This window comes from Arthrobacter sp. MPF02 (genome assembly GCF_046605375.1).
In the GTDB taxonomy this organism is placed as follows: Bacteria; Actinomycetota; Actinomycetes; order Actinomycetales; family Micrococcaceae; genus Arthrobacter.
Genome location: NZ_CP176772.1, coordinates 95,440 through 109,312 on the forward strand (window position 1 = coordinate 95,440; position 13,873 = coordinate 109,312).

General features: G+C 61.4%; 7 protein-coding genes and 2 pseudogenes. 4 read left to right on the forward strand and 5 right to left on the reverse strand.

All coding sequences use genetic code 11. The features are described from left to right. Positions 1 to 235: 235 nt before the first annotated feature. The 4 genes and pseudogenes from ACLH0K_RS00460 to ACLH0K_RS00475 form a co-directional block, all read left to right on the forward strand. Positions 236 to 1,696, forward strand: a complete 1,461-nt coding sequence (locus tag ACLH0K_RS00460; protein WP_411374924.1) for an APC family permease — start codon at positions 236 to 238, stop codon at positions 1,694 to 1,696. Between the two features lie 212 nt (positions 1,697 to 1,908). Continuing rightward, a complete protein-coding gene (locus ACLH0K_RS00465; protein ID WP_411374925.1) occupies positions 1,909 to 2,724 on the forward strand; it encodes an alpha/beta fold hydrolase in 816 nt (271 codons plus the stop codon). A 332-nt stretch (positions 2,725 to 3,056) separates the two neighbouring features. Beyond that, positions 3,057 to 4,304, forward strand: coding sequence for an MFS transporter (locus ACLH0K_RS00470; RefSeq protein WP_411374926.1), 1,248 nt, complete (start codon positions 3,057 to 3,059; stop codon positions 4,302 to 4,304). Positions 4,305 to 4,430: 126 nt separating this feature from the next. Next, positions 4,431 to 4,666, forward strand: a pseudogene (locus tag ACLH0K_RS00475) (transposase); the annotation flags it as partial. Positions 4,667 to 5,131: 465 nt separating this feature from the next. On the opposite strand, the gene istB reads toward ACLH0K_RS00475, so the two are convergent. The 5 genes and pseudogenes from istB to ACLH0K_RS00500 all read right to left on the reverse strand — a co-directional run bounded on the left by istB (position 5,132) and on the right by ACLH0K_RS00500 (position 13,799). Next, a complete protein-coding gene (gene istB, locus ACLH0K_RS00480; protein WP_411373718.1) occupies positions 5,132 to 5,920 on the reverse strand; it encodes an IS21-like element helper ATPase IstB in 789 nt (262 codons plus the stop codon). Further along, positions 5,920 to 7,128 (reverse strand): IS21 family transposase, encoded by a 1,209-nt coding sequence (gene istA, locus ACLH0K_RS00485; protein WP_411374927.1) that lies wholly within the window; start codon positions 7,126 to 7,128, stop codon positions 5,920 to 5,922. Before istA ends, istB begins: the two co-directional genes overlap by 1 nt. Positions 7,129 to 7,535: 407 nt before the next feature. Continuing rightward, the gene (locus tag ACLH0K_RS00490) at positions 7,536 to 9,038 is read right to left on the reverse strand and encodes an NAD-dependent succinate-semialdehyde dehydrogenase (protein WP_411374928.1); all 1,503 of its coding nucleotides are present in this window, start codon (positions 9,036 to 9,038) and stop codon (positions 7,536 to 7,538) included. 51 nt (positions 9,039 to 9,089) lie between these two features. Next, a pseudogene (locus tag ACLH0K_RS00495) lies at positions 9,090 to 10,755 on the reverse strand (thiamine pyrophosphate-dependent enzyme). Between the two features lie 188 nt (positions 10,756 to 10,943). Next, the gene (locus ACLH0K_RS00500) at positions 10,944 to 13,799 is read right to left on the reverse strand and encodes an FAD-binding and (Fe-S)-binding domain-containing protein (protein ID WP_411374929.1); all 2,856 of its coding nucleotides are present in this window, start codon (positions 13,797 to 13,799) and stop codon (positions 10,944 to 10,946) included. Positions 13,800 to 13,873: the final 74 nt, after the last annotated feature.

Genomic DNA, 13,873 nt, shown 5'->3' on the forward strand with positions numbered 1-13,873 from the left:
GCGCTGCTCTTTGTGAAACACCCAATGCCGTGAGGGTCCATACAGGTGCATTATGATCAAGCTCCAAATGGAGGCGGGACGCAGCAATTCCTACTTGCACAGGCTACCCAGCAACTGGCATCACGGCCCAGGCCGCTTGCAAAGAGGCAGTCAGATCCAATTTCCAGCATAGGAGATTGAGGGGCCGTCTCAGGGGTGTTGAATACGACCCTGATTTTCGACTTAGAAGGGAACGATGATGGAAGCGACGATTCCAGCAGCGACAGAACGGACACCGCAGTCGCAGCCCCACCTCAAGGGCAATATGGGCTTTTTCCAGCTGATATTCAGTGTGATGGCCTATAACGCGCCTATGGTGGTCGTGATTGGCGTCATCCCCATTATGGTGATGGAAGGTGCCGGGCTGGGGACACCCCTTTCATTCATAGGTGCCGGGCTAATTCTTGCGTTGTTCTCAGTGGGTTTCACACGGATGGCAAGGGTTCTTCCTAATCCCGGTGGCTTCTATGCCCTTATCACTGCCGGTCTTGGGCGCGCTATCGGACTCGGCTCTGGCTTCGTGGCGCTGCTTGCCTACTTCGGCGTGTACGCCGGCACGTTCTCATTTGGCGGAATAGTCCTGGGTGAACTGGTAACCAACACGCTCAATGGACCTGAAATGCCTTGGTATGTGTGGGGAGCAGCATTCTGGCTGGCCTCCGCTGTTCTGGGATATCTCAAGGTTGAACTCTCGGCGAAGGTATTGGCGCTGTTTCTATTTGCCGAAATCCTCATCATCGTTGCCTACGACCTGCTTGTTCTCGTGAACGGAGGAGCCGACGGTTCCGGGATTTCTCTGGAACCCCTTAGCCCCTCGCATTGGTTGGACGGCAACTTCAGTCTGGGACTTCTTCTTGCGATCGGCATGTACGGCGGTTTCGAGGTTACTGTCCTGTTTCGTGAGGAAGTCCGCAATCCTGTGCGTATCATCCCACGGGCCACGTTTGCGGTTATTGCCATTGCAATGACGATCTATGCATTGTCATCGCTTATGTTCGCTAACTCGTTGGGTATCGACAAGGTGGTGGCAATGGCGCAAGAAGATCCAACCGGCGCGATGAACACCAGCATCGCAACCTTTGGTGGTTCCCTCCTTTTTGACCTGGCAACGGTCATGGTGATTACGAGCACGTTCGCGGTGATCCTGGCAGCTCATAACATTACCGCCCGCTACGTTTTCAATCTCAGCGCAGATAAGATTTTCCCCACAAGAATGTCTGCTGTGCATAAGCGCCACGGCTCGCCCCATGTGGCTTCTGTCGCGACAAGCGCTGCTGCACTAGTTCTCAACACAGCGGTCGTTGTGCTGGGAGTTGACCCTCTAGCCTTCTACACGGCGGTGCTGGGAATGACCAGCATGATCGCTCTGCTGATCATTTTCATCTGCAACGTGGCTGTCTTCCTTTACATGCGCCGCAAAGGCGGCCCGTTGGCCTCCGCTTGGGCGACGGTTGTTTGCCCGATTTTAGCCGCCATGGGTCTGGGAAGCGCTTTGCTGCTGGCAATTGTGAACTTCCCGATGTTGGTCGGCGGCTCCAGCGCCGTTGCCAGCGCGCTCTTGTTGGTCATATTTGGCCTCTTCATTCTTGGTGTTTCATCGGCCCTGGTGTACCGCAGCAGGAAGCCCGACATCTACACCCGTATCGGGCGTCAGTGACACCTCCAAAGACATACCGTTCCCCCGCGGCATTGGAAACGGAACGATTCTGAGGCAGTTCGCTGATGCGACTCCAATGGACAAGACCGCCAGTTACTCGAGTCACCTGCGGGTGATTACGGGACTAGTTGCTGCCATTCGATGTACAGGCCACCGCAAATACTGCCCCTACATCGAATCGAATGCTGTGAATATCGAAAGGAAGTTGCCAAATGAGCGGTACTAACCTGGCCTTTCAGACGTCCGATGGGGTGACCCTCCGTTATGACGATGAGGGGGAGGGGCGCCCTGTTGTCTTCGCCTCCGGGTTCCAGGGTCAAGGCGCGCATTTCGTGTGGCAGCGCGATGCTCTTGTGCAAGCGGGACACCGCGTCATCAGATACGACCATAGGTGCCACGGGCGCTCCGACTTTCCCGAGCACGGACAGAGGATGAGCCGCCTTGCTCTGGATCTTGGTGAACTTTTGACGGCCTTAGATCTTCGTGACGTTGTCCTTGTCGGTCACTCGATGGGGGTGAATGTGAGTCTGGCTCATTTCTCGATCGCGGCGGATCCCTGGGAACGCGTGTCCGCGTTTGTCGCCGTTGATCAATCGCCGAAAATCGTCAACGACAAGGAATGGCAGTGGGGAATACGCGGCATCAATGAGCAGAACGTCTTCGACGCGGCCACTTTTCGTTTCGAGTGGTTTGACAACGGGCGTGAACCGGCCATGCCCGACTATGTGAAGCAGTTGGTCGACACAATCGAGCCTTCTTGGGAAACCTATCCGTTCGATAAGGCACGCCGCCTACTTATCGACCACATGGTCTCCGACTGGCGGGACGTCGTGCCGAGGGTCGTAGTTCCGACGCTCGTCATGACGGGTCGCCACACGCCGTTCTACGAGCTTGAGGGTATGCGCTGGTTTGCCGACACTTTGCCTGACGGTCGCCTAACTGTATTCGAGCAGAGCGGTCACGACCCCTACCTCAACGAATACCCTGCGTTCAATGCGAAGCTTCTGGAGTTCATTGCCCAGCACTAGCGGCTGCGACGTCAATTCGAGGCCGTAAACGACACGACAGTCGCTCAGTGTGCTACGCAGGGAGACGGCCGATCGGCCTTTGAGGTCGCTTCCAGCCGGCAGTGGCAGGGATACCGCGCCGATCATGTAGCACGTTAGAAGCCATGATGCAGGGGCGGAGGCTCAGAGGGAAACCTGACGGAGTTCATGGCCGGTCTCTGGTGGGGGAGAGCGATTTTTCGTAATCGGCGAGGTGCAGATCAATTTCATGGCCGAAACCTTTCCGGGCAGTCGCTTTCGGACAAATCCCAGTCGACTGTCGGCACCGCTACTTGAAAGATTGGAGTCATGGAGTGCTGCTGAACCTTGTCCGAGAGCTCCTGCTTCTCCCGATCCCTGAGCCTCGCGGCTGGGACGCGCCCCGGGCGGCTCGAATTGGGCTTGCCGCTGTCAGCATTGGCCTGCTCCCTCTGGGCACGAATTTGATGACGCCACTTTTTCCTGTGTTCCAAGATCGCATGGCGTTGGACAACAGCGCTGTGACGGCCGCTTTTGTGGCCTATGTCTTGCCGGTCGTCCTCGGGTTGCCCCTCGTCGGTCACTGGTCGGAGTACATGGGCCGTAGGGTAGTGCTCGTCGTGAGCCTGGCGATTAGCGTTCTTGCCGCTGTTGTTCTTCTCTTTGCCTCTGGCCTGCCTGAACTGCTGGCTGGCCGGGCGCTTCATGGTGTAGCCGTCGCTTTATCTTTTGGTGCCGGAGCAGCAGCCCTCAGGGATCTATTGCCAGGTAGACACAGCCTCTCCGCCCGCATTATCTTGCTGACGTCTGTGGGTGGAGGCGCGGCTGGGCCCCTCGTCGGTGGGTGGTTGTCCGAGCTTGGAGATCCGGTGAAGCTACCGTTCGCTGTGTATCTCGTGCTAACTATGCTGGCAGCTGTCTTCCTATCCATAGTCCGGGCGAATCCTCCAGCTATGGCTACCCCGCGGCATGGTTATTGGAGGACTTTGCGTCCTCCTCGCCCAACTCTTCCTCAAAAGACTTTTAAACCATTTTTTCTCACCTCAGGCGTTGGATTTTTGTCTTTTGCTGTGTTTGGATTCTTTCTTTCCGTTGCCCCGTCCTTACACGCCGCAATGCTCGGGGACTCCCGAATCATGGGGGGACTTCCGGGGGCGCTGGTGCTGGGTGCGTCCGCCTGCGCCCAACTGTTGCCGGTCCGAGGGCGGCACAAAGCAGCAATCAGTTTAGTTGTGATGGTTACCGGTCTTGTGCTGATTATCATTGCCCAGTCGCAGCAGATCGCAGGGCTGCTATTCTTCGCTGCAATCATAATGGGGCTGAGCCAGGGCGTCGCCTTCCGCACTCTTTTTGCGGCACTCAACTCAAAGTTGCCTCGTGAAACGGCATCTCAGACGCTCAGTCTGATGTACGTCTTCACTTATCTCGGCAGCGCCCTACCGGTTCTCGGCCTTGGATTGGCAATGGATTATTGGGGCGGTCCGGCAGCGGTTGACACCTTCCTGCTGGGTTCGGCAGGGACAGCCCTAATTCTTGCCGCCCTCTGCTTCACGTACAAGCCACCAACGAGCCCTTCTGACTGAGATCGCAACTCCCGGACAACAATCGTCGCCCCTGCTTCCTGCACCTGATCTGCAACAGCTTCCGCTACGCCGGACGCCAGCGCCGCAACGGTACCGTCAAGGTGCTCAAAGCCGGTTTACACGGCGCCTTCCGAGCAAGCGGCGAAGGATCAATTCGCCGAGTTCACCGCCGAATGGGGCCAGCGATATCCGGTCATCGTGCGGCTCTGGGAAGCCTCCTGGGTTGAATTCGTGCCTATTCTAAGTACAACATGGAGGTCCGGCAGGTGATCCGCACGACGAGCGCGATCGAGTCGATCCACGCCCGCTACCAAAGGGCTGTCAGGGCCCCCGGGCACTCTCCGAACGAGACCGCGCGCTGAAATGCCTGTACCTGGTCACCAGATCTCTTGATTCCACCGGCGATGCCGGCCATCCTGGGTGATGAGGTGGAATCCCTGCGCTGAACGCGTTCGCGATTCACCTTCGCGGGCTGATTCGAAAGAACCATTTGATAATGAGAACCGGCCGAGTCCACACACCGTTTATCGGACAGTCCCAATCCCGTTAGTCTTCCTTTCGAGAGCTGCAGCTATTGTGCATAGAGAGAACCGTGGCGGTTAAGCGGGATGACCCGGCCAGGTGACGACAACGTCTGATGTTAGGAACCGCTGGACAAGGACCAGTACTAGGATTCCGCTCAGTCTCGCCTCGCTGGTTCTGATCGCCTAACGGATCGTGCGCGCACATCTGGATGCGGGGTCCAGCTGAGATGGATGAGCCTGTGTCAGCGATGGTCGAAAAGTGAGCCATTTCGCGGGCTGAAAAGTGAGCCACTTTGACGCTGGTTATTTTGCCGTATTTTCCAGTTTTGTCGAGGGCAGCGAGTCTACTTGGGTGTGTTTGAGGCGGTAGCTGGAGCCTTTGAGGGTGATGACTTCGGCGTGGTGGACGATGCGGTCGATCATGGCCGAGGCAACGACTTGGTCGCCGAAGACATCGCCCCAGCGGGCGAAGGGCAGGTTCGAGGTCAGGATCAGCGAGGCGTGTTCGTAGCGGGATGAGACCAGTTGGAAGAAGAGGTTTGCGGCGTCCTGCTCGAAGGGGATGTAGCCGACTTCGTCCACGATGATTAGTCCGTAGCGGCGCAGCCTGACCAGTTCTTGGGGCAGTCTGCCGTTCTGGTGGGCGGCTTGGAGCCGGGCGACCCCGTCGATGGCGGTGGCAAACAGGACCCGGTGACCGAGCTGGGTGGCGCGTAGTCCGAGGCCGGTGGCGAGGTGGGTTTTGCCGGTGCCTGGTGGTCCGAGCAGGACAATATTGGATGCTTCGGTGAGGAACGCGCCGGTGGCCAGGTGCGCGATGGTGTCGCGTTTGAGGCCGGGCTGGTGATCGAAGTTGAAGTCCTCGAGTGATTTACGGGCCGGGAACCCGGCGGCGCGGGCCCTGATCTCGGCGCCGGAGGCTTCCCTGGCTGCGACTTCCCGGGACAGGACCGCGGCGAGGTATTCCTCGTGGGTCCAGCCTCCTTCACGGGCCTGGTCCGCGAGCCGGGTTGCTGCTTCCCGGATCCGGGGTGCTTTCATCGCCCGGGAGTAGTAATCGATCTGGCCGATGGTTTCCTTAGCGGCCGGCATCAGGCGACCTGCCCGTCATCCAGGACAACCCCGAACGCCCGGTCGTAGTCCGCAAGGTCCCGCAGCCCGGTTGTTTCGCCCACCGGGTGAGGGGTTTGGAAGGCCTTCCGCAGTGCCCTTGCCGCCTCAACATGGTCCGGGTCAGTGATGGTCAGACCGGCGCCCCAGGACCGGGTGTGGGTGCCGACGCATCGGCCGTCCAGGCTGATCGTGACGGTGGTGAGGCTGGCGGTGACGTCGACGAACCGGCCGATGGCCTGCGGGTGAACGGAATAGTCGTTTGATCCCATCCGGACGTAGTAGTCCCTGGGGAGCCGGACCCGCGCGGTGAAGCCGGTGACGGGTGGAACCGGTGGCAGCGCCAGCATGGCCGCTTTGTCTGCACCGAGCAGGTCCGAGGGGCGGGCGCCGGTTCGCCTGACGAGCCGGGCATTGGCCTTCGGCAGCCACTGCCCGAGCTGGGTGTTGAAGTCCTCCGGAGAGGCGAAGACCCGGCCCGGCAGGAAGGAGGTCTCCAGGAACTGGTTGGCCCTCTCCACCACGCCCTTGCTCTCCGGGTCGTAGGGTTTGACCTGCACGATCCTGGTGGCCAGGACCCCGGCGAACGCCGCGACTCCGGCGGCGTAGCTGTTCCGCCGACCGATGCCGGTTTCGTTGTCCCAGATCAGCCGCCGCGGAACCGCACCCAACCCACCGAGCAGTTCCCACATTCCGGCCAGCAGGTCCCCGGTCATCCGGGATGGGATCATCCGGGCCATGATGAACCGTGAATGCGAGGACACCATCACCAGCACCGGCAACACCCTGGCTTTGCCGGCACCTACGGGTATCCGGACCTCCGGGAACCACAGGTCGCACTGCGCCTGATCCCCGGGATCGTAAGAAATCCGGTCAGCGGGATCGGCCGGGGCATACTCGGGCCGGATCCTGGCAACGTTCTCCCGGAACCAAGCCGGGGACCCCGACCAGCCCACCCGTTCAGCCAACACCGTCGCCGGCATCCGCGGGTTCTCCATCAGCAACGCACGGATAGCCGGTTCTACAGCCTTGATCCCGGAGTCCTGCGGCGCCCGGACGTATGCTGGCGGACCGTCGGAGCTAACCGCCTTCGCGACCGTGTTCCTGGAGATCCCCAACCGCGCCGCTATCGACCTCATCGATTCACCCTCGGCCAGATGCAACCGCCGAATAAGCGCCCAATCCTCCACTGTGATTACCCACCCAATCGTTTGGAACGGGTGGCTCAGTTTTCAACCGTCACAATGGCTCACTTTTCGACCGTCACCGACAGCCTGTCAAGTATGCTCCTGAGGCGCCTCTGCAGGACCGGCCTGTCTTCAATCGGTCTCAGGTGCTACGCAAAAGAAGCAATCGTCTTCGCATGGATCCGGTGTGTTGTGCGTGCCGCCCGCTTCGCGCAATGGAGCGTTAGTCGCCGTTACTGGGGCATCTGTTGTCATGGGTAAGGTCTTTCGGGATACGCCTAGAGTCTGTGCCCAAGTAGGGTGTGGTGTCGGAGCGGTAATGGGCAGTGTGTACTGCAACGGGTCCTCCACGTTGCGAGGAGAAGGACCCGTTGCAGGGTTTAATGGGTCAAGGCTTGCGCTTGCAAACGTTAGTTAGCGTAGGGGTTGGTGATGCCGATGTACTGGGTGGTGGTGTATTCGGCGATGCCTTCGGAGCCGCCTTCCCTCCCGAGGCCGGAGTGCTTGACGCCGCCGAAGGGGGCTGCGGCGTTGGAGATGACGCCGGCGTTGAACCCGACCATGCCGAACTCGATCTGCTCCGCCACCCGCAGGAGCCGGTTGAAATCGCGGCTGTAGAGGTACGAGGCCAGCCCGTACTCGGAGGCGTTGGCGAGCTGGATGGCTTCTTCTTCGGTGGTGAAGGTGGTGACGGGGGCGACTGGGCCGAAGATTTCCTGGCTCAGGATCGCCGCGTCGTTGGGAACGTTGCCGAGGACGGTGGGCTGGTAGAAGTAGCCCGGACCATCGACGGGCGCGCCGCCGGTGACGGCAACCGCCCCGGCGTCCACGGCGGCAGTGACGAGGGCGTGCACGTCATCCCGGGCACCGCCATCGATCAGCGGTCCGACCTTGGTGGCGGGGTCGGTGCCGCGACCGGTGGTCAGGGAGCCCATGGCGGCGGCGAACTTGGCCGTGAATTCCTGGGCGACGGATGCGTGGACGAGGAACCTGTTGGCTGCGGTGCAGGCTTCGCCCATGTTCCGCATTTTCGCCGCGATGGCCCCTTCGACGGCGGCGTCGAGGTCGGCGTCTTCGAACACGATGAAGGGGGCGTTCCCGCCGAGCTCCATAGAGGTTCGCAGCACACTCTGCGCCGCATCCGCCATGAGCCGCTTGCCCACGGTGGTGGACCCGGTGAAAGACACCTTCCGCAGGCGGGAGTCCTTCAACAACGGCCCGGAGATCCCCGACGCCGAAGACGAGGAGACAACGTTGAGGACCCCGGCTGGCAGCCCGGCGTCGAGCATGGTCTGCGCGAAGTACTGCGCCGTCAAAGGGGTCAGCTTCGCGGGCTTCAGGACCATGGTGCAACCTGCCGCTACGGCGGGTGCCACTTTGCGGGTGGCCATGGCGAGGGGGAAGTTCCACGGGGTGATCAGCAGGCAGGGTCCGACGGGTTTGTGCTGGACCAGGATCTTGTTCTTCCCCTCCGGAGAAGTGAGGTAGCGGCCATAATCACGCACGGTTTCCTCGGAAAACCAGCGCAGGAACTCCGCCCCGTACGTCACCTCACCCCTGGCCTCGGCGAGGGGCTTGCCCATTTCCAGGGTCATCAGCAGCGCGAAGTCCTCCACCCGCTCGGTCACCAGGTCAAACGCGCGGCGGAGGATCTCGGCGCGTTCCCGGGGAGCGGTGCGGGCCCAGGACGCCTGGGCGGCGTCGGCCGCGTCCAGTGCGGCGATCGCATCCTCGCTCGTGGCCGAGGCAAGGGTGGCCAGCACCTGCCCGGTGGCGGGATCGTGCACGTCGAACGTGCCGCCGTCGGACGCCTCCCGCCACCCACCGCCGATCAAAAGACCGGTCGGCACCGAGGCGAGCAGGGCTTGTTCCCGGTCGGAAGTGACGGCAGGGGAAATCTCAGAAACGGTCATGGAAGTCCTAGGGGTATCAGGAAAGGCTTGGGCAGGTTCAATAGTGGGGGGTTAGTAGGCTTTGACGCGTTGCTCGACCACGAGGTGGATGAGCGCAAAGACCTGGTCCTCATCGATCGCTTTGAGCGCGGCGTCGATGGCCGCCGGGATATCCGCGTCGCGTTCGACTTTGATGCCGAAACCGCCAAAGGCCTGGGCCATGAGCGCGAACTCCGGATTCTTCAGCTGCGTTCCGGACACCCGCTCCGGGTAATGGCGTTCCTGGTGCGTGCGGATGGTGCCGTATTCCTGGTTGTCCATCACGATCACCAAAGGCGTTGCACCGTACTGCGCGGCGGTGGCCAGCTCCTGGCCGTTCATCAGGAACTCACCGTCACCGGCGATCGTCACCACGCGGGTACTCCAAAGACGCGGCGACGGCGGACGGCACCGAGTAGCCCATCGAGCCGTTGCGGGCGCTGATCATGGAGGCGTAGCGCTGGGTGGGGAAGTAGCGGTGGGCCCAGTTGGTGTGCTCGCCTGCGCCGAGGGTGACCATCGCGTCCTCGGGCAGGGTGGGGACGAGGTTGGCCATCAGCGTGTCCATGCGTGCAGGACCGTCCGACGGCGTTGCGGGCGGAAGTGCCGCGAAGGCAACCTGCTCGCCGCGCATCCGGGCCGTCCAGGCCTTCCATTCGTCCTTGACGGGCAGTTCGATCTTGGCGAGGTCCCGGATGAAGACATCCGGTTTGGCGACGATCTGGTAGGAGACCGGGCCGGAGCGGCCGCGGAGTGACGGGTCGATGGTGACGAGGAAGTTTTTCTTGTTCCAGTCCTGCCGGCAGAGGAATCCGTCGGTGATGACATCGCCGGGTACGGTGCCCACGAAGACCAGCAGGTCGGTCTCTTCGAGCAGGTCATAGGTGGGGCGGGGGCGGCCGTAACCGATGGGGCCGACGTAGGAGGGCGAATCGAAGGGGACAGTCCCTTCGGTCCGCCATTCGGCGGCGGCGGGGATGTGGTGCTTTTCCAGCCACGCGGTGAGCTGGTCGGCGCCCTCTTGGGTCCAGTCGTTCCCGCCGGTAACGAACAAGGGCTTGCTCGACGCGGCGAGGGCAGCGGCCAGGGCTTCCGAGTCCGTGGTGGTCATGCCGCCGGTGGCTACGGGAATCGGGGGGTGGAGTTCGGCCGGGATTTGCTGGCGGATGATGTCCTCGGGCAGGCCGACGACGACCGGCCCTGGGCGGCCGCTCATGGCCGCGAACAGTGCTTCGGCAACGATTTCGGAGGCGCGCTCCGCGTGGTCGAGGACCATCACGCGCTTGGCGCCGGTATCGAACCAGGCTTTGATGTCGAATTCCTGGAAGGCTTCGCGGTCGCGGTGGGCAAACGGAATCAGCCCCACGAAAAGGACCATGGGCGTGGAGTCCTGCCACGCCGTGTGCAAGCCCACGTGCGCGTTCGCCGCACCGGGGCCGCGGGTAACCATGGCGATGCCGGGCAGCTGGTTCATCTTGCCGTCGGCTTCGGCCATGTAGGTTGCGCCGCCTTCATGCCAGCAGACGATCGTCTCGATGGGGGAGCCGTGAAGCCCGTCCAGGACGTCAAGGAAGCTTTCGCCGGGCACCACGTGGGCCCGTTTGATTCCGTGTGACACCAGGGTGTCCACGATGAGGTGTCCGGCAGATTTAGTGGACTGGTTCTCCTTTTTGGGTGAAATATCGGTGTGATCGCTCATCGTCGACGTCATTGGCTTGTGACCTTCATGGTGTGTTTGTTCATGGTGTGGAGTTCGTGCTGGTTACTTCTTGCGCGGATTTACCCGGCTGAGCCTTCAGTCGGCGCGGCACTGTGGCCAGAGAAAGCTGTACGACCTGCTGCGGAGTAACCGGCTTGGGTGCACATGCGGCGCCTGCAGGCAAAGGGTCACTCGTCTACGCTGTCCAGGGCTTGGAGCATAATCTGGGCGAGGTGCACACCATCGGCGGAGGTTCCTTGCGCGATCTGAGTCCTGCACGAGAAGCCATCAGCAAGAATCATGGTGCCGTCCGATGCGTTGCGGATAGCGGGGAACAGTTCGCGCTCACCCAGCGTTTGGGAAATTTCGTAGTGGCCTGGTTCGAAGCCCCAGTTACCAGCCAATCCGCAGCAGCCGCCACCGATGACGGTGGTGTTGACGCCGAGCTTTTCCATGACGCTGAGTTCGGGGTCATATCCAAGGGCGGACTTTTGATGGCAGTGCACCTGGCACAACGCTTCAGCCGGCCCTGCATCGCCGGACAGCTTCCCGAACGGCCAGGGCTTGCCGTCTTCGAGGTGCTGGGCGGTGAATGAACCGAGGGTTTGCGTGAGTTTGGAGACAAGGGCAGCGCGGTCATCGTCCGGGAGCAGCTCAGTGATTTCGTCCTGAAGCATGACGGTGCACGATGGTTCCAGACCGATCACCGGGTATCCGGCCCGCAGCAGGGGCTCCATGACATCCAGGGTGTTCCGCAGAACCTTTTTGGTCATGTCCAGTTGCCCGGTGGAGTGCCAGGTCAGGCCGCAGCAAACGTCTCCCATGGGCATCAGGACGCGGTATCCCATCGCCTCCAGGACGTCGACTGCTGCCTTCCCTGGTGCGTCGGCTGAGAAGTTGGTGAACGTATCCGGCCAGATGACAACCGACTCACGGGTGTCTTCGACCTCCGCTGCAGCTGGGTGCCTGCGGCGGAACCATGCCGTCAAGGGTTGAGGTGCGAAGGTAATCATCCGTCGCTTTGTCTCGATGCCGCCCAGGCGCTTGGTCAGTTCTTCGATCGGGCGGAACGCTTCAATGCGGTTAATGAGGCGGAAGGCGAACGGTATGCGTTGAGTGATCCGCATGAGGTAAGGCATCCAGCCCATGGTGAAATGGGCCATCGGCCTTCGGTTCTTGCCGATGAAGGAGAGCAACCCGTGGCGGTAGTGATGGTGGAGAAATTCAGCTTTGTATGTGGCCATGTCGACGTTGACGGGGCATTCGGTGGCGCAGGCTTTGCAGGACAGGCACAGGTCGAGGGCTTCGAGGGTTTCCTTTGATTTCCACCCGTCAGTGATGCTTTCGCCCCTGAGCATTTCTGCCAGGGACCGGGCGCGGCCGCGGGTTGAATGGACTTCGTCTTTGGTTGCCTGGAAGGACGGGCACATTGCACCGGCATCCGAACGGCACGCCCCTACTCCGACGCAGCGGTTTACGGCGTTGGCGAAGGAACCACCGTCATGGGTGAAGGCGTGGACCGGTGTCAGTTCGAAGGTGCGGGCACCGGGACCGGGGCGGATCCCTTGGTCGATGGGTTCGGGGTCTACGAGCACCCCGGGGTTGAAAAAGCCCTTTGGGTCGAAGATGTTTTTAAACTCGCTGAAGGATGTGAGGGCTTCAGGTGTGTAAATAGTGGCCAGCAGTTCAGATCGGGCCCGTCCATCGCCGTGTTCACCGGAAACGGATCCTCCGTAGCGGTGGACCAGTTTTGCGGCTTTTTCGATGAAGTTGCGGTAGGCGGCGACACCGGCGTCATTGGTGAAATCGAAGGAGATCCGGATGTGGACGCATCCTTCGCCGAAGTGGCCGAACGGGATGCCGGACAGGTCGAGTTCGTCCAGCAAGTCGTAGAGGTCACGCAGGTATTCGCCGAAACGGTGGGGAGGAACGGCTGAATCTTCCCAGCCGGGCCATGCTTCCCCGCCTTCAGGCAGGCGGGTGACGATCCCGGCGCCTGCTTCACGAATGTTCCAGAGGGCTTTGGCCAGTGGACCCTCGGGCACGACGATGGAGTCGACGACCTTCTCGGATATCAGGCCGGGCAGTTCAAGGGCACGTACCTCGGCCTCCTGAAGGGTGTCCGCTCCGACTTCGCAGTAGAGCCATCCTCCGCCTTGGGGCAGTTCTGATCCTGCCGTTTCCCTGCCTGGCCGGGTTTGAAGGGCTTGGATGAGATCCGCTCCCATGCCTTCGATGGTGTAAACGCCCGGGAGGCGAAGCTTGGGGGCCGCGGTCGCCGCAGCGAAGACGTCTTCGAATCCGAGGACCGCCAAAGCGGTGTGTGCCGGCTTGCGGACTAGTTTTACGGTGAGCTCGGTGATGATGCCACAGGTGCCTTCCGTCCCGGCGAAGGCTTTGGCGGCGTCGAAGCCGTTCTCGCTCAGCAGGTAGTGCAGACCGTAACCGGAAACCTGGCGGGGGAACTGGCCAAGTTCGGTGCGAAGCATGGCCAGGTGCTTATCGCGCAGGGCGGTAAGTGCATCAGTGATTCGGGGTTCAGAGGTGAAGCCCTGGCCTAGTTCGATTTCGCTTCCGTCATCCAGCATGACTTTGACGGCCACGAGGTTGTCTGCGCTGGTACCCCAGGCCACGGAGTGGGATCCACAGGCGTTGTTCGCGACCATCCCTCCGATCGTGCACCGGGCGTGGGTAGAGGGGTCCGGTCCGTAGGTGAGGCCGAATTCGGAGGCAGCTTCGCGCAGCTGGTCGCAAATCACGCCGGGTTCGATTGTGGCGGTCATGGTTTCTGGGTCGATGTGTTTGATTCGGTTGAAATGCCGAGAGGTGTCGATGACCAAGCCCTCGCCCATGGCGTTGCCGGCCACGGATGTCCCTCCGCCACGGGAGATGACCGGCCACCCGCGAGAGTGTGCCAGGGCCAGCGCTTCACGGACTTCCTCAACGCTGCGCGGTTCGACGACTGCTGCCGGGACCCTGCGGTAGATGGACGCGTCGGAGACGTAGGCGGCGCGAGTGGTGAGGTCGTCTCGGATGTCTATCATGGTTCCCGTCTTAGTGTGCTTCTGTGCCGGCTTCGTAGCCGGTTAGCCCCGCTGCAGGGGGCCAGCCGGGGTCC